This window comes from Pontibacter kalidii (assembly GCF_026278245.1).
Classification (GTDB): Bacteria; Bacteroidota; Bacteroidia; order Cytophagales; family Hymenobacteraceae; genus Pontibacter; species Pontibacter kalidii.
Genome location: NZ_CP111079.1, coordinates 442,897 through 458,543, shown reverse-complemented (window position 1 = coordinate 458,543; position 15,647 = coordinate 442,897). Strand labels below are relative to the sequence as shown.

14 protein-coding genes and 3 tRNA genes are annotated in these 15,647 nt (G+C 53.9%); 7 read left to right on the top strand and 10 right to left on the bottom strand.

Annotated elements, in window-relative coordinates; translation table 11 throughout:
• Nucleotides 1-137: 137 nt before the first annotated feature.
• Nucleotides 138-827, top strand: coding sequence for a TIGR02117 family protein (locus OH144_RS01990; protein ID WP_266204609.1), 690 nt, complete (start codon nt 138-140; stop codon nt 825-827).
• Between the two features lie 57 nt (nt 828-884).
• Here OH144_RS01990 and OH144_RS01985 read toward each other — a convergent pair whose 3' ends face one another.
• Nucleotides 885-1,598, bottom strand: coding sequence for a pirin family protein (locus tag OH144_RS01985; protein WP_266204608.1), 714 nt, complete (start codon nt 1,596-1,598; stop codon nt 885-887).
• A 26-nt stretch (nt 1,599-1,624) separates the two neighbouring features.
• On the bottom strand, nt 1,625-2,209 hold the full coding sequence (locus OH144_RS01980; protein ID WP_266204607.1) for a nitroreductase family protein: 585 nt from the start codon (nt 2,207-2,209) through the stop codon (nt 1,625-1,627).
• Nucleotides 2,210-2,467: 258 nt separating this feature from the next.
• On the opposite strand from OH144_RS01980, the gene thiL reads away from it, so the two are divergent.
• The gene (gene thiL / locus OH144_RS01975) at nt 2,468-3,493 is read left to right on the top strand and encodes a thiamine-phosphate kinase (protein ID WP_266204606.1); all 1,026 of its coding nucleotides are present in this window, start codon (nt 2,468-2,470) and stop codon (nt 3,491-3,493) included.
• Nucleotides 3,494-3,631: 138 nt separating this feature from the next.
• On the opposite strand, the gene OH144_RS01970 is transcribed toward thiL, so the two are convergent.
• Together OH144_RS01970 and rlmD are read right to left on the bottom strand one after the other, a co-directional pair.
• Entirely contained in the window at nt 3,632-4,000 is a 369-nt protein-coding gene (locus tag OH144_RS01970; RefSeq protein WP_266204605.1) for a hypothetical protein, read from the bottom strand.
• Between the two features lie 171 nt (nt 4,001-4,171).
• Entirely contained in the window at nt 4,172-5,584 is a 1,413-nt protein-coding gene (rlmD, locus tag OH144_RS01965) for a 23S rRNA (uracil(1939)-C(5))-methyltransferase RlmD (RefSeq protein ID WP_266204604.1), read from the bottom strand.
• 228 nt (nt 5,585-5,812) lie between these two features.
• Here rlmD and OH144_RS01960 point away from each other — a divergent pair, with 228 nt between their 5' ends.
• Nucleotides 5,813-6,622, top strand: coding sequence for an SDR family oxidoreductase (locus tag OH144_RS01960; RefSeq protein WP_266204603.1), 810 nt, complete (start codon nt 5,813-5,815; stop codon nt 6,620-6,622).
• Nucleotides 6,623-6,787: 165 nt separating this feature from the next.
• On the opposite strand, the gene OH144_RS01955 is transcribed toward OH144_RS01960, so the two are convergent.
• Nucleotides 6,788-7,525 (bottom strand): SH3 domain-containing protein, encoded by a 738-nt coding sequence (locus OH144_RS01955; RefSeq protein ID WP_266204602.1) that lies wholly within the window; start codon nt 7,523-7,525, stop codon nt 6,788-6,790.
• A 73-nt stretch (nt 7,526-7,598) separates the two neighbouring features.
• On the opposite strand from OH144_RS01955, the gene OH144_RS01950 reads away from it, so the two are divergent.
• From OH144_RS01950 to OH144_RS01940, 3 genes are all read left to right on the top strand, one after another.
• Nucleotides 7,599-7,671 (top strand) — tRNA-Lys (locus OH144_RS01950).
• A 139-nt stretch (nt 7,672-7,810) separates the two neighbouring features.
• Nucleotides 7,811-7,883: transfer RNA gene (locus OH144_RS01945), tRNA-Lys, on the top strand.
• A gap of 129 nt (nt 7,884-8,012) precedes the next feature.
• Nucleotides 8,013-8,633, top strand: coding sequence for a DUF4403 family protein (locus tag OH144_RS01940; RefSeq protein ID WP_266204601.1), 621 nt, complete (start codon nt 8,013-8,015; stop codon nt 8,631-8,633).
• Between the two features lie 13 nt (nt 8,634-8,646).
• Here OH144_RS01940 and OH144_RS01935 read toward each other — a convergent pair whose 3' ends face one another.
• The 3 genes from OH144_RS01935 to OH144_RS01925 form a co-directional block, all read right to left on the bottom strand.
• On the bottom strand, nt 8,647-9,612 hold the full coding sequence (locus tag OH144_RS01935) for a TIGR03885 family FMN-dependent LLM class oxidoreductase (RefSeq protein WP_266204600.1): 966 nt from the start codon (nt 9,610-9,612) through the stop codon (nt 8,647-8,649).
• 188 nt (nt 9,613-9,800) lie between these two features.
• Nucleotides 9,801-11,162 (bottom strand): hypothetical protein, encoded by a 1,362-nt coding sequence (locus tag OH144_RS01930; RefSeq protein ID WP_266204599.1) that lies wholly within the window; start codon nt 11,160-11,162, stop codon nt 9,801-9,803.
• Nucleotides 11,163-11,257: 95 nt separating this feature from the next.
• A complete protein-coding gene (locus OH144_RS01925; RefSeq protein ID WP_266204598.1) occupies nt 11,258-12,016 on the bottom strand; it encodes an ABC transporter ATP-binding protein in 759 nt (252 codons plus the stop codon).
• 292 nt (nt 12,017-12,308) lie between these two features.
• Here OH144_RS01925 and OH144_RS01920 point away from each other — a divergent pair.
• Nucleotides 12,309-12,390 (top strand) — tRNA-Leu (locus OH144_RS01920).
• Between the two features lie 723 nt (nt 12,391-13,113).
• Here OH144_RS01920 and OH144_RS01915 read toward each other — a convergent pair.
• Nucleotides 13,114-15,192: a ComEC/Rec2 family competence protein gene (locus tag OH144_RS01915; RefSeq protein WP_266204597.1), complete on the bottom strand. Its 2,079-nt coding sequence runs from the start codon at nt 15,190-15,192 to the stop codon at nt 13,114-13,116.
• Nucleotides 15,193-15,218: 26 nt separating this feature from the next.
• On the bottom strand, nt 15,219-15,647 hold the full coding sequence (locus OH144_RS01910) for a GNAT family N-acetyltransferase (protein WP_266204596.1): 429 nt from the start codon (nt 15,645-15,647) through the stop codon (nt 15,219-15,221).

Below are 15,647 nucleotides of genomic sequence, written 5' to 3'. Positions count from 1 at the left end.
TTGGGGCCGCGGGCGAATTTGGAAGAGAAACTAAACTAACTAAACTACACTCAGACCCGGTGCACTGCACCGGGTTTTGTTTTTCGGGGCTTTTTATACTTTAGGAGTGTTACACGTATCTAACAAGTATGCGTTACATGCTCAGGAAAATAACAGCGGTTATACTTTGGATACTGGCCGTTGTGGCAGGTGCAGCGGTGCTTTTTATGGTGGCCGCCTTTATACTTGGCAGCATCACCGTGCACAATGGATACGCACAGGCACAGGCGCAGGAAGAGCCGATCGAGATCTACGTTACCTCCAACGGCGTGCACACCGATATCATCGTGCCTGTTTCCACACCGTTCATAGATTGGCGCGATAAACTGCCGCTGCACCACTTCGGCAGCGTAGACAGCACCTACCGCTACATCGGCTTCGGGTGGGGCGACCGCAAGTTTTACATGGAAACACCTGAGTGGACCGACCTGACGCCGAAGGTGGCCATCACCGCAGCCCTTTGGCCCACCCGCACCGCCATGCACGTGGAGTACATCCGCGCCCGCTTAGTGCCCACCAAACGGCAACGCCCCATACATATCACCCCAGCCCAGTACCGGCAACTCATTGCGTTTATCGACAAGTCTTTTGTGCAGCAGCAGGATGGCAGCTACCTACACATCAGCGGGTCGGGCTACTCCGGGAGGGATACGTTTTATGAGGCCAACGGGAAGTTTTACATCCTGAAGAACTGCAACAACTGGGTAAATTACGGGTTGAAGAGCATGGGCGTGAAGACAGCTGTTTGGGCCCCGCTGCCTGTGTCCATTATGCGGCACCTGCGCTAAAAAGAAAAACCCCGGCATCTGCCAGGGCTCCTACTTAAATCACTAAACACTATATACTTATTTCATGGGAATCTCCATCAGTAACAGCTCTGCATCGCCGGAGGAGTTGATCTGCACCTTGTCCGCCCCGCTAATGCCCATGCCGTCGCGCCTGCCCAGTTTTTCGCCGTCAATCTCCACCTCTCCGTCTATCACGAACGCGTAAAGGCCATTGCCAGGCTTGTGCAGCGCGTACTGCTCCGAGAAACCGTTTCTGAGCGTGCCCAGCGTAAACCAGGCATCCTGGTTTATCCAAAGGGCTTCGCCATCCTTCTCAGGAGAAACCACGGTCTGCAGCCTGTTCACCCGGTCTTCCGGCTTAAAGCTTTTCTGACCGTAGCGTGGCTGTATGTCCCGCTCTTTAGGAAACACCCAGATCTGCAAAAAGTTCACAGGCTCTGTTTTTGATCCGTTGAACTCCGAGTGTGTCAGTCCGCTGCCCGCCGACATGATCTGCACCTCGTTTGTTTGGATCACCTCCTGCGTGCCGGTGCTATCGCGGTGCGCCAAGGAGCCCTTCAGCGGAATCGAGATGATCTCCATGTTGTCGTGCGGGTGTGTACCGAAGCCCATGCCCGGCGCCACCACGTCGTCGTTCAGCACGCGCAGCAGCCCGAACCCCATGCGCTCCGGGTCGTAATAGCTGGCAAAGCTGAAGGTATGGTGCGAATCGAGCCAGCCGTGGTTGGCATGGCCGCGCGTTTTGGCCCGATGGATTGTCTTCCTGCTCATTGCTTTATACTTATACTTGAGGTCACTTATCTCTGCTTCCACTCCCCCTTAAAGGCCAGTTTGCTCAGCGGCTGGCGCTGGCGCGGTGCCTGCTCACGGGCCTTCAACGGCTCAGGCAGCGACTCCGGGTCGCCCACATAACCAACCGCGCCCATTGCCACAGCCTCAAACCCCTCCGGTATGCCCAGCGCCTGCTTTGCCCTGGCGGCATCAAAGCCGCCCATCAGATGCACGTGCAGCCCCATCTCGGTGGCCTGCAGCAGCAGGTTCCCGGTAGCCAGCCCTACATCGTGCCACGCATGCTTGTTCTGGCTGCCGTCATAGTCATAGCTGGTTTTGGCGATGGATACAAAAAGCGCCCCCGCATGCTTTGCCCAACTGTTGCCTTCCACCAATAAAGCACCTAGTTTCTCAAATGCTGCCTTATCCTCTTTGGTGGCATAGACAAAGCGCCACGGCTGCTCGTTCATGGCAGAGGGCGCCCATCGGGCTGCCTCAAACAGCGCCTCCATCTGCTCCTCACTCACAGGCTCGTTGCTGAAAGCGCGCGGGCTCCAGCGGCTCTCAATTAAAGTATGGGTGGCGATACTTTTCTCTGTAGTAGCGGACATATTTCTTATTTTAAAGTATAATGCTGATTCTAATCGAATGCGGATGCAATTTAATGTACATACATGCAATGTACAAACATCAGACCAAATTTGTTTGATTTTTACTCATTCTCTCTACTTGCTCTGGCTGCTGCCCTTCATGTTACGGTAGATCAGCAGTAGGGAAAGTAGGAAGTATGAACCCGCAGCCGGGAAAGCCATACAGCAGCTCTGTTTCTTATTTTGTATCTTTGCATTTGCTAAAACAGATACAGAACTATGAGCGAATATACTCCTTTAAGTGCCGTGGGCGAGTTTGGCCTGATCCGGAAGATAAACGAGAAAATCGAGCTGCGCAACGATTCCACGGTTAAAGGCATCGGCGACGATGCGGCCGTGCTGCAGCCGAAGGAAAAGCAGTTGGTGGTAACGTCGGACATGCTGCTGGAAGGCGTGCACTTCGACCTGTCGTTTTGCCCGCTGAAGCACCTGGGCTACAAGGCCGTGGCCGTAAACGTATCCGATGTGGCCGCCATGAACGCCAAGCCCACCCAAATAACGGTGAACATTGCCTTGGGTGCCCGCTTTACTGTGGAGGCCGTGGAAGAGTTGTACGAAGGTATCCGTTTGGCCTGCGACAACTATAAAGTAGACCTGGTGGGTGGCGACACGACCTCCTCCGCAGCCGGACTGGTGATCAGCGTTACCGCGCTTGGCGAGGCTGCTGCGGACCAGGTCGTGTACCGCAACGGCGCCAAGGTGAACGACCTGGTGTGCGTAACCGGCGATCTGGGGGCAGCTTACATGGGCCTTCAGATTCTGGAGCGCGAGAAGCAGGCATTTATGGCCAACCCCGACATGCAGCCGGAACTGGAGAACAAGCAGTACATCGTGGGCCGCCAGCTACGACCGGAGGCACGCATGGATGTGATTTACGACCTGAAGGAGCGCGGCATTCAGCCAACTGCTATGATCGACATTTCAGACGGGCTGGCCTCAGAGCTGTTCCATATCTGCAGCCAGTCCAAGGTAGGAGCCACAGTATACAAGGATAACCTGCCAGCCGACCCGCAGATGCTGGAGACAGCGCTGGAGTTCAACATCGACCCGCTTACCTGCATCATGAACGGCGGCGAGGACTATGAACTGCTCTTTACGGTGCCACTCACAGCCTACGACGAGCTTAAAAACCACCCGGACATCACCATCATCGGCAAAATAACCGAGGAAAGCGACGGCGTGAATCTGGCTACCAAATCCGGTCAGGTGTTCCCGCTGAAAGCACAGGGCTGGAGCCATTTTTAATGTTGTCGTATCACGTAGCACGTATCAAGTATCACGACAACAAAACAGAAGAGGAGCACAAAACTGTGCTCCTCTTCTGTTTTTACATCCATCTTAACTTACTGTCATGCTACGTGCTACGAAATAAGTGCTACGCGCTTAATCCTCCGGGAAAGGGATGAACACGAAGTTCTGGAACTCGCCGTCCACCACGAACAGGCAGCAGAATTCGTCGGGATCTTTGTAGGCGGCTTTAAACTCCTCCACCTTCTCCTCTACCACCAGTTGGCGTTGCACAAAGTCCTCCAGGTAAGAGGCATTGATGTGCCAGTCCAGCGCCACCTCTTCCTTGGCCAGGAACACAGAGCCTACCGGCACCTGCGTGCGGCTGAACACAAAGATGGGGTACTCGGAGATCTTACGCTTGCGCACCTGGTACGATGCCTCCTTCAGCGTCTCGGCCACCACCACAAAATCCTTTGAGATAGTGCCCAGGTATTTACCATTCAGTTCCGGATCGTTTTCCATATTACTTGGCGTAGCACGTATCAGGTAGCACGACTTCTGTATAGAGGGCATTATGTCAAAGAATTGAGATCTACCCTTATGATGCTTCTATACTTCGTCAAATTCTCTTTTGTTAAATTGTCAAAGAGTCTATTGTCGTGCTACTTGATACATGCTACGTGATACGTTTATCTATTTAGCGGTTAACAATACAATATTCTCTACGTGGTGCGTCTGCGGGAACATGTCTACCGGCTGTACGCGCGTTACCTCATACTTCTCCGAGAGCCACTCCACATCGCGGGCCTGCGTAGCCGGGTTACAACTCACGTACACGATGCGGTTCGGATGCACCTGCAGCAGCTTTTTCACCACATCCTCGTGCATGCCGGCGCGCGGCGGGTCAGTTATCACCACATCCGGTCTTCCGTGACGGGCAATCAGCTCATCCGAAAGGATATCTTTCATATCTCCGGCATAAAAAGTAGTGTTGGTGATGTTGTTGATCTGCGAGTTGATCTTGGCGTCCTCAATCGCGCTCGGCACATACTCAATACCAATCACCTCACGGCACTGCTTTGCCACAAAGTTAGCGATGGTACCGGCCCCGGTATAAAGGTCGTACACCAGCTCGTTTCCGGTCAGGTTGGCCAGCTCGCGCGTCTTCTTATACAACTCATAGGCCTGGTCGGCATTGGTTTGGTAGAACGACTTTGGCCCCACGCGAAACTTGATGCCTTCCATATCCTCGTGGATGTACGGCAGGCCTTTGTAGCACACCACCTCCAGGTCGTGGAAGGTTTCGTTGCCCTTAGCGTTCACTACATATTGCAGCGAGGTAATCTCCGGAAAAGTCGCGGCCAGGTGCTCCATCAGCGCCGTCATCTCCTCCGGCCTGTCTTCGTACACCTGCACGATCACCATCACCTCACCCGTGTTGGCGGTGCGGATAATGAGGTTTCGCATGTAGCCTTCCTGCTTCACGATGTCGAAGAACGGCAGGTCGTGCTGCTTTGCATAAGCCTTTACCTCCAGGCGTATGGCGTTCGACGGATCGGGCTGCAGATAGCAGTGCTTGATGTCGAGGATCTTATCGAAGCGGCCGGGGATGTGGAACCCTAACGCGTCGCGGTCGAAATCCTGCCCCGACTGGATCTGCTCCTTGGTGAGCCAGCTGGTGTTGGAGAAGGTATACTCCAGCTTGTTGCGGTAGTAGCGCGTTTTCCCGGAGCCAAGTATGGGGTCAAACTCCGGCAGCGGCACTTTGCCGATGCGCTCCAGGTTGTCCTTCACCTGCTTCTGCTTAAAGTATAGCTGGGTATCGTAGCCGATGTGCTGCCACTTACAGCCGCCGCAGGTACCGAAGTGCTCGCAGAACGGCTGTACGCGCAGCTCCGACAGCGCATGGAAATGCACCGGCTCGGCCTCCATATAGCTCTTCTTTTTGCGGGTTACGCGCAGGTCTACCACGTCGCCGGGGGCTACGCCGCCTACAAAAATGACCATGTTATCGTGGCGCGCCAGGCACTTGCCCTCCGCTACCATCTCCTCGATCCGAACTTGCTCGAGTATCGCGAATTGCTTCTTCTTGCTCTTATTTCTCACAGTGGCGCAAAATTACGAAAATATGGGCAGATACAGGTGGTCCGTTGGTAGTTATTGGTTATTCGTTGATTGTTGTTCGTTAATTAAATACTAGCTCCTTGACCTTCTAACTCTTTAACTTTCTAACCCTCTAACTCCTAAACTCTCTAACTCCCCAACTTTCTAACTTCCAGCAATCAACAATTAAAATTACCTTTGCAGTTGATTTTAGTTGAAGAAAGTATAAAAATGAAGAATAAAGTTGTCCTTATAACAGGTGGCACGTCGGGTATTGGCAAGGCGCTGGCCTTCGCTTTTGGCCGCGAGGGTGCGAAAGTAGTCGTTTCGGGCCGCAAGCAGCAGAACCTCGACCAGACCAGCCAGGAACTGAGCGCTGCTGGCATCGACAATCTGGCCGTGAACGCCGATGTAAGTATGGAGGAGCAGTGCCAGCGCATGGTGCAGGAAACGGTGGATAAGTATGGCCGGCTGGACGTACTCATTAACAACGCCGGCATCTCGATGCGCGCTCTCTTCGAGGACCTGGACCTGGCCGTGATCCGCCAGGTGATGGACATTAACTTCTGGGGCACCGTGTACAGCACCAAGTACGCGCTACCGTACATCAAGCAGGCAAAGGGCTCTATCGTGGGCATTTCCTCAATTGCCGGCTACCGCGGCCTGCCTGCCCGTACGGGCTATTCTGCCTCCAAATTCGCCATGCATGGCTTCCTGGAGACCCTGCGCACGGAATTGCTCCACTCAGGAGTGCACGTGCTGCTGGCTTGCCCTGGCTTTACAGCTTCCAACATCCGCAACACCGCTTTGGCCGCCAACGGCCAGCAGCAGGGCGAAACACCACGCGAGGAAGAGAAAATGATGAGTGCCGAGGAGGTTGCCGAAAGGATCCTGAAAGCCACCATGCAGCGCAAACGCGACCTGGTGATGACCACGCAAGGGAAACTGGCCGTGTGGGTAAACAAGCTTTTCCCGAGCCTGGCCGACAAGCTGGTGTATAACGTGATGGCAAAGGAGAAGGACTCGCCGCTGAAGCGATAGTTATTTGAGTATCTCGTAGCTCGTATCACGTAGCACGACCTGATTCTTTGACTGCGTGACAGAAGACCATTTGTCAAAGGACTTACTTCAGCGTTATTTAGAGGAGGCCTCTAACTCTCTTGCCAAAAAGTCGTGCTACGTGTGTCGTAATACGTGATACGTAAATCAAGGCAGCTCCAGCAAATTACTTTTGCGGATATAGGCCTTCTCTCCTTTCCATTTGATCTCGTACCAGATGTCCTGCTCGCCGGTAATAGGTACTTTATGGCCCTGTGAGGCAGTGGCCACCCAATCGGCGCCGGCAGAGGGAGCCGACATAATGGCTACCTGGTTGTTTTTAATGATGCCCTGATCGCCGAGGTTGAGGAAGTTAATGTAATAAAGTATAAACAGCAGGTAAAGTATAAAACCGGCCTTGAACGTAGCACTGAACCTGTAGCCCCTGCGCCACCTGAACAGCATGATGGTAACCGTAATAACCGCCGCCAGCAGCATGACCTCCAGCATGCGCATGTAATGTTTGTTAAACTGCGTTTTGAAGAACTGCAGGTCGTTGTACTCGTAGCCCTGCAGGCGGTGGACCTGCGCCAGTTCCTCCATCTTCTTGAGGGTAGAACGGCTCGGTTCCTTGGTGTAGAACAGGTGCAGGTAATACATGGCCCCGGTATAGTCGCGGAGGCCCTCTCTGATGTAGGCCATCTTCAGAAGCATCTGCGGCGAATAGTGCTGTTCCTGCTCCAGCAACTGCTCATACAGAACAAAAGCATCGGAATAACGTTGATTCTGAAATAAAGAATCTGCTTTAGCCAGTGTTAAATTATTGTCCTGAGCACAAGCCGGTTCCGCCAAAACAGCCAAAAAAATAATCAGAAAGGCAGATATTTTGGATAAGATGTTTTGCATTTAAAAACTTAGCTGTTAGTTTTGCATCGCAATTCAGGGAAACGCCTTGAGCATGCAAGTTAAGAAATAAACTGATTCTGTAGCTCAGCTGGTAGAGCAATACACTTTTAATGTATGGGTCCTGGGTTCGAATCCCAGCGGGATCACTGAAAGAAAGCCGAAGCCTTTCCTAACCGGGAGGCTTTTTATTTCAACCTCTTGCAAAGAGAGGAAAAGAAGCGAAAAAAGTGTTTGACATTTAAACGGAAGCTTCTATCTTTGCACTCCCAATCAGGGAACATAAACGATTCTGTAGCTCAGCTGGTAGAGCAATACACTTTTAATGTATGGGTCCTGGGTTCGAATCCCAGCGGGATCACTTCAAAAGCCTCAAACTAACACGTTTGGGGCTTTTTTCATTTATACACTAAACAAATATCGCTATATACCTGTAAGTTCTACAGAAAATCGCCGCTGTGCCGCCTGTTAAACCACAAGTCTGTTCCCTATGGAAGATTCCGTAAGAGTTTATGTGCCTGTCTCCGTCTCCTACCCCGCCCTGGAAGGTGTGCTGAAAAACCAGCTGATCGGTGAATATATCCCGAAGCAGGAGGAAGGAACAGACGCGCCACCTTACGCGCAGATCCTGGATGTGGGCATTAGCGGAAGCAACTCAGGCCCGCAGGAAGTAATTCTTAGAATTAAAATCAGGATACTCCGCACCATGCTGAAGCGTGACAACGTGGACCTGTATGTATTGGCCAGCCTGGGGTATGATAATGCTACGCAGCAGCTTTACGTACAGCAGTTCCACCTGACATCCAGAACAACCAGCGGCTTTTTCAACACCGGCCTGGAGGTGCTGGTAAACAAGGTCGCCTACAGCCAGGTCCTCCGGAAGGCAAGGGTAAATGTAGGGAGCATTATTGCAGCAGAGCTGGCAAAAGCCAATGGCATGCTGCAGGAGGGGCTACAGCTAAAGGGCGTTAAACTGACAGGCGCCGTGCATGAGGTGCGTGTACAGGACATTGCCCCCCTCCCCGACCAAGTTAGGCTTGCTGTGGAGCTGAGGGCTGATGTAGAGGCGCAGGTGCTGAGCCTTGTCGATCTTCTGCCACCCAAAGTATAACACCTTCGGGGGCTTACCTGCCCCGGAAATGCGGCAGCACCTTCTCTCCGAATACCCGGATAAACTGCTCCTGCTTTGTGTTCACGTTATGCAGGTCCAGGTCAGTAAAACCCATCTCCACATACTTCTCCAGCCACTGCACATGCTTTTCAGGGTCGCTGGAAATGTTAACGGCGCCGTCCATTTCTTCGGGCTTCACAAACTCTGCTGCCTGGTCAAACTGTATCGGGGTTCGTAGCTCAGCCTGCAGGTCGCTGGCAAACACGTTGGTTCTCCACTGCTCGTGTGCTCCCGTTCGGGCGGCCTCGTCGGTTTCGTCATAAGAAACCTGCACTTTCAAGCTCATGGGTTTAGCTGCCCCGCCGTTGCTACGCCAGGCGTCCACCACTTTCTCCAGCTTCTCCACCGGCTGCAACACCGTGATCAGGCCATCGGCCCAGCCTGCGGCCCAGGCAGCGGTTTCGGGCGTGATGGCAGCACCGATGAGGCGGATCTTTTCTTTGGGCCGGGTATAAAGCCTGGCCTTCTCTACCTTCACCAGACCATCGTGCGTAACGGTTTCTCCGCGCCACAGCGCCCGCATCACGTCCACACTCTCCTTTAGCCTTGCGTTACGCTCCGGTTTGGCCGGCCAGCGCCCGCCGGTTATCGACTCGTTCAGCGCCTGTCCGCTGCCGGGGCACATCCAAAACCGGCCCGGGAACATCTCATCCAAAGTGGCGGCGGCCTGCGCTATAATAGCGGGATGATACCTGTAGGCGGGGCAACTCACGATGCCGTAATCCAGCGAAGTCTGCGCCATAGCAGCCCCCAACCACGACCAGGCAAACCCGGACTCGCTCTGGTTCTCGCTCCACGGGTGAAAATGATCCGAGGAAATGCAAAACTGAAACCCTGCCTCCTCAGCCTGCTTCGCCAACTGCAGCAGCTGGCTGGGCGGAAACTGCTCATGCGATATATGGTAGCCTATTCTTATCATCGATGTATACTTTATCCGATTACCCTTGAGGTAACGGAGCGATGGCAAGTGCTGTTGCAAGTGAAAGCGCAGGCAGGCGGAAGATGCTTAGGTGCCACAACCATGGCTTATACTTTAGACCTGTAAAAAGTACAGCCCCGACACCTGTTAAATGCCGGGGCTATACTCTTATACTTCATACTTGTACGTTAGGCCTCCGCCTTAAAGTGTGTTTCGAAGAGCTTATACTTATACCTGGGGTATTCCTTGAGCACGGCCACCAGCGCGAAAATGGTGCCGCCCACCACCACCGGGTACACCAGGTACAGCAGCGGGTGTATGAGCGGCAGAAACAGCAGGCAAAGCAGGCCGATGGCAATAAAGTTGAACAGGTAGGAAGCCTTGGCGCTGAAGCTGAACATGCCTCCTGACACCGTTTTAGGGCTCACGACAGAAGCAATAATACTCAGCGGTGCCATCACCAGCACACTGCCCAGGTACATCATCACTACAAAGAAAGCCTCTCCCTGGTTAAAGACGGCCACATACACAAAGGTAAGCACGGCATCGATGAGCAGCGGCAGGCGCAGTGCCAGCCACGTTACCCGCAGCAGGTCCTTGGTGGTGCCGCTGCTGCGCTCCACGGTCAGCCACAGGTTGCGGTAAAAGCCCCATACATTGTTGAACACGTAGGAGAACACCACCAGCGGCCCCACAAACAGCCACAGCGTCATCACCTCGTCCAGCAGGTGCTCGCCCTTCTTGGCGAATGCCAGCGCATCGGCACCAAGTATAAACACCTTGAAAACGAAGCCAAAAATAAGCATCTGGCGGGCCTGCTTGTGGTTCTTGAACAGGCGCCACCCTAAACTGCGGCGGGCGCTGGTACTGTAGTTAACGGTTTTTCGGCGCGGCTCCGAGGCGGCTTTCTCCAGGAAGAAGTTAGCCGTTACAAAAGCACCCAGCGCCGCCAGGTGCACCACCAGCATCAGCCACTCCGATACCGGGTAGAACATTGGCACACGCACCTGCAGCGCTATGAAGGCCGCCGCCATCACCGCCGCCGAGTAAAAGTTGGCATTTTTCCAGCGCATGCGCCGCTCTATAAACACCTGCAGCGAGCGCAGCGTTACGTGTGCCGTAAGTATAACCAGCACGCTTTGCAGCAGGTGCAGCAGCGTATACAGCGGCGACATCAGGTACATCAGCACCAGGAAATTGAGCAGCACAAAGTAAAACGGCGACACCAGTTCCACCACCAGCTCGGTGCGGAACCGCTGCAGCGCCGACACCGGGTACAACTGCGGGATCAGGCTAGCCTTCGGTATATAAGCCGGGAAGAAGCCCTTCAGGATGATGATGGCCAACATGAACAGGTTGGTATATTCCAGCACCTGGTCTACGCTTAGCTTTGTGCTGCCCTCGCCGGCCTGCTGTAGCAGGAACGCGAACAGCCAGCTATATACCCCCGCCGACACCAGGCCCAGCGAAAGCAACAGCACACGCTGCAGGCGCTTCTGCCTGAAAAAGCTGTTGATACGGGCACGGCAAGAGAATAAAATCAAATCCATGTATTTTGGTTAAGAGGTGAGCGTTAGGAGTTAAGAGTCATCAAACCGTGTTCGTTTTCACACTTTTGACTTTGTACCCTTAACTTTTAACTACCTTAAGTGAGCATCCAGTCGAGGTTGGTTTCGGTGTTGTGGTGCGGCAGCAGCAGCTGGAACAGCGCCTGGTCTATCAGGCTGGAGCCGTTCATGGTAAACTCCTGCACCGAGCCGTTGTACATCAGCTGCCCGTCGTTGAGCACCCCTATATGCGTGGCGATCTTCTCCACGTAGTTCAGGTCGTGAGAGGAGATCAGGATGGCGCGGTTAGCGTTGCGGTAGCTGCGGATGAGCTGTACCAGGAGCTGCGCCGCAATCGGGTCGAGGCCGGTAAAAGGCTCGTCGAGGATAAGCACCTGCGGCTTGTGCAGCATGGCGGCGGCAATACCTACCTTCTTTTTCATGCCGGTGGAGTAGCCGGCCACGTTCTTGTGCAACGACTCCTTATCCGTGAAGAAATAACTTACAAGGCTATTGATGCGCTCCTCCGCCTCGGCTGCCGAAAGCTTATAGAGCTTGGACACAAAGCTGAGGTACTCCAGACCGGTGAACTCCTCTATCAGAGGGTTGTCTTCGCAGAGGGCGCCCAGGTTCTGCTTTACCTCCAGCTGGTGCCGGTGATAGTCCTTGCCAAATAGGGTGATGCTCCCGCTGTCGGGCTGCACCAGGTCGAGAATACAGTTGAGGAAAGTACTTTTGCCTACGCCGTTTTTGCCTAGCAGGCAATAAATCTGCCCGCTTTCGATGGTCAGGTCCAGCTCCTGCAGCACCTGTTTTTTTCCATACTTCTTCGACAATCCGGTTATTTCTATACTCATATATTTATATCGTAGCGTGAAGGACCTGAAATAAAAAGTGTGCTTATAGCCTACAGCACAAGCCTAAAGGTATAAACAATCTCCGAAAGGCCCTACATTTACAGCAGCTTTATCTCGAAAATTTCATACTTCCGTTTGCACCCGTTACTTTCCTCTGTGCTAACACCACAAAAGCCTGATATGGTTCTTCGCGTGCCAAATTTTAGTTTTAGTGTATAAAGAGCCTAATTTTTGATTGTCTGCCGTTGCATTTGTCAGAGCCTGTTTATACTTTTGCATCCTACTTTTACCAGCGCACGTGGTGAAATCGGTAGACACGCCATCTTGAGGGGGTGGTGCCTTCGGGTGTGGGAGTTCGAATCTCCCCGTGCGCACTTTTTAAAGCTCTGTTCTATCTGAATGGAGCTTTTTGCTTTTAGGGCTGCCTAGCAATTGATTGAGGCTATACTTTATACTTGCTTCTTACTTCCGCTGGCGCGGGCTTGCAGCCCTTGTCTTTTTATCTGTTGGCTTTTCAACCCGACTGGCTCGAAAAGCCATACTTTTATACTTGCTGGTTTATACTTCCCTGGTCGCCGCTTCCTGCAACTTGATACAAGCCATTCTTATTAGCTGCTGCTCATCCTCTTGTTTCCACAAGCCTACCGTTTCATCTCTAGCTTTGGTGCTCTCAAGCCCGAGAGGGCTCGTCCTCGGGCATCGCGCGGTGTACATTTCCTTTGCTTGACCTGCGGTCTCCGCAATTTCGCTGAAGCGAAACCGGAAATCTACAAGGCGCTCTACCCATGGACTGGGTATCATTTCGATAGCCACTGCTGTTTGTCATCTCGACCTTCGGGAGAGATCTCTTTAGAATTCCAGATAGATCTCTCGCCCTGCTCGAGCTGACAGGAAAAGGAGCAAGTATGGCTCCCTCCCCTGTTCTTAAGGGAGGGTTGGGGTGGGGTTTGGCTCCCCTCCTTAGACTACCGAGAACGCGAGTTTGAAACTAGCGAGCGTAGCGCCGAGGGGCAGGGGTGGTTAGAATAGGTATTGCTGAGGCTCATCTGAAAACAGCGGCCTACTGCAATGAAGAAACTTGTGGTTCATCAGCGTTCTTACAACTCCAGCACAAAAGCCCCGGAATCGGCTACATCATAATATGCGATTCCCAGCGAGTCTAACTGCTGGCGCAGGCGCTGGCGATACCATGGTGCGTTGGAGCCATCCAGTATGAGCTTACTGAAAGTATACTGCTGCAACTGCCCCTGCTTCAGGCGAACGTTCCGGCGCAGCAGGAGGTAATCCACCTCGAAGCCGGCCTTTGGCTGCAATTTAGGCGGGTGGGAAAGTAGAAGCCAGCGCTGCCCATGCCACACCAGCAGCTGGTTACTGTCGGGGAGCAATACGGTGGGGGCCGGGCCGGAGCCGGCGAGCGAAGTTAGCTGGGGCTGCTGCACGCCCAATTGCCACAGGTGCGGCTGCACGTTAAAGGCATAGTTCTGCTGGTTTTGCAGCAGCGCCGAGTCGGCTACCAGCATCGCCTGCTGCCCCTGCACCAGTCCGATACCCGTGCTGCCGCGCAGGCTGTACACGATGAGTTGCCGCTGCTGCCTTTGCTCTACCTCCTCCCACATCTCCTGCACCGAAAGTATAGCCGCCATGCCCACCGCTACACCTAAGTAGCGTAGCTTCTTAAGGGCCACGAAAAGTATGAAAGCCAGCAGCAGCAAGTATAAAAGCCAGGTTTGCCACACACTGATGTCGATGCCGGTGAGAATAGACTGCGGCCAGCGCTGCACCCACAGGTTAAACTCGTTCATCAACCAGATCAGCCAGAAGTGCACCTGGAACAGCAGCCAGCTGAGCCCCGGCACCCAGCTAAAAGCCAGCGCCGCCATACCGGACCACAGCACCAGCGTTGCCGCCGGCACCACCAGGATGTTAGCCAGCCAGAAGTATACCGGGAACTGATGAAAGTAGTACAGCCCCAGCGGAAAGGTAGCCAGTTGCGCTGCCAATGCCACCGTGAAGAGCGCCCATACTTTATCCAGCAGCCAGTTATCCACTTCCAGGAGCTTGTAAAACCTTGGCTGCAGGTACACGATCCCCAGCACCGCCAGGAACGACAACTGAAAGCCCACCTCCAGCAAGTTGAAGGGGTTGAAGTATAGCAGCACCAGCGCGGCAAAGGCAACGGTGTTGTAGATAACCGCCAGCCGCCGAAGTGCCATCCCCACCGTCACGAGGCTAAACATAAGCACCGCCCGCAGCACCGACGGCGACAGCCCCGTGACAAAGGCATACAGCCAAAGTATCAAGAGTAAAAGTATGGCGCTCAGCCAGCGTTGCCTTGGCGTGGCCGAAAACCGGGCCAGCACCAGCATCAGCACCGAGAAGATTAGGCCCACATGCAGCCCCGACACCGCCAGCACGTGCATCGTACCTGTGTCGGCATAGGCCTGCCGGATGCTATTATCCAGCTCGTCCTTTACGCCTAATATAAGCGCCGAGGAAATGGCGTACTCCCGCTTCTCCCCCACCCGCTCGCGCAGCAAATCATCGAGCTGGCGCCGCAGCTGTATGCTATAGTATAAAATAGGGTTAGAAGGCTCGGAGCCGACTTTCTGGTACTGCAGCGGCTGCAGGTAATGGCGGTGGTGGATGTGCTTGTTAGCCAGGTAAGCTTGGTAGTCGAATTGGTTGGGGTTGAGCGGTGGCATCACCTCCTGCGGTGCGCCTTTTACCAGCAGCACATCCCCGTAGCCCAATTCATATGCCCTGTCCGAATCATGGGGTACGGAGAGCTGCACCTTGCCGGTGGCTCGTTGCCAGGTGCCGTCTATTTTCACCTGTTCCACCTGCAGCACCGTGCTTTGGTAGCCGGGCTTCTGCAGCACATAATCATCTACCACACCAGTGTAATGCGTTGGAGCTGTTTTTAGATGCGCGATGTGGTGCGACTGATTCCGCTCCGTGCGCTGGTGCACCGTAGTATAGCCAAGCGCCATAAACGTGAGCAGGCCAAGCATACCCGCCACGTCGGTGGCAAAAGCGCTTTTATACTTGGAGGCAAGTATGGCGGCAGCCACAAAGGAGGCAAAGCAAAAGGCGAGCAACCCGAGCCCATGCCCAAGTTGCCCGCCCAGCGAAAAGTATAGCAGTATACCCGCTATAAAGCTTAGCGTGATGCGCACAAACGGGTATGGCGCCCACCGCAACACTAGCCTTTGTAAATCATTTTATAGTGCTGGATATCGCACTCGGTAAACATATCGCCTTCCGCCACAAAGCCGTGGCGCTTGTAGAAGTTAACCGCCGGCAGCTGTGCATGCAGGTAGATCTGCTGCCCCGGCTGCTCTGCCTGCACGTCCTGCAGCACCAGCTGGAGCACCTCGGCGCCTATGCTTTTATTCCGAAACTCCGGCAGCACGGCAAAGCGCTCCAGCTTTACGCCGGCATCGGTTTTGCGCCAGCGGGCAGCTCCGCAGGGTACGCCTTTATAGGTAGCCAGGTAATGTTTGGCCGTGGGCTCATGGGCATCGTACTCCGCCTCGCGGGGCACCTGCTGCTCCTGCACAAAAACTTTCTCGCGTATGGCAAAAGCCGCCTGCAGGTCTTGCCCGGTGGCGGCTCGTTTTACCTCGATCAT

What these genes read in the sequence shown, in the direction of transcription:
- OH144_RS01990 (WP_266204609.1), top strand. Translation starts at nt 138, where the DNA reads ATGCTCAGGAAAATAACAGCGGTTATACTTTGGATACTGGCCGTTGTG.
- OH144_RS01985 (WP_266204608.1), bottom strand. Translation starts at nt 1,598, where the DNA reads ATGAGCAGGAAGACAATCCATCGGGCCAAAACGCGCGGCCATGCCAAC.
- OH144_RS01980 (WP_266204607.1), bottom strand. Translation starts at nt 2,209, where the DNA reads ATGTCCGCTACTACAGAGAAAAGTATCGCCACCCATACTTTAATTGAG.
- thiL (WP_266204606.1), top strand. Translation starts at nt 2,468, where the DNA reads ATGAGCGAATATACTCCTTTAAGTGCCGTGGGCGAGTTTGGCCTGATC.
- OH144_RS01970 (WP_266204605.1), bottom strand. Translation starts at nt 4,000, where the DNA reads ATGGAAAACGATCCGGAACTGAATGGTAAATACCTGGGCACTATCTCA.
- OH144_RS01960 (WP_266204603.1), top strand. Translation starts at nt 5,813, where the DNA reads ATGAAGAATAAAGTTGTCCTTATAACAGGTGGCACGTCGGGTATTGGC.
- OH144_RS01955 (WP_266204602.1), bottom strand. Translation starts at nt 7,525, where the DNA reads ATGCAAAACATCTTATCCAAAATATCTGCCTTTCTGATTATTTTTTTG.
- OH144_RS01940 (WP_266204601.1), top strand. Translation starts at nt 8,013, where the DNA reads ATGGAAGATTCCGTAAGAGTTTATGTGCCTGTCTCCGTCTCCTACCCC.
- OH144_RS01935 (WP_266204600.1), bottom strand. Translation starts at nt 9,612, where the DNA reads ATGATAAGAATAGGCTACCATATATCGCATGAGCAGTTTCCGCCCAGC.
- OH144_RS01930 (WP_266204599.1), bottom strand. Translation starts at nt 11,162, where the DNA reads ATGGATTTGATTTTATTCTCTTGCCGTGCCCGTATCAACAGCTTTTTC.
- OH144_RS01925 (WP_266204598.1), bottom strand. Translation starts at nt 12,016, where the DNA reads ATGAGTATAGAAATAACCGGATTGTCGAAGAAGTATGGAAAAAAACAG.
- OH144_RS01910 (WP_266204596.1), bottom strand. Translation starts at nt 15,647, where the DNA reads ATGATCGAGGTAAAACGAGCCGCCACCGGGCAAGACCTGCAGGCGGCT.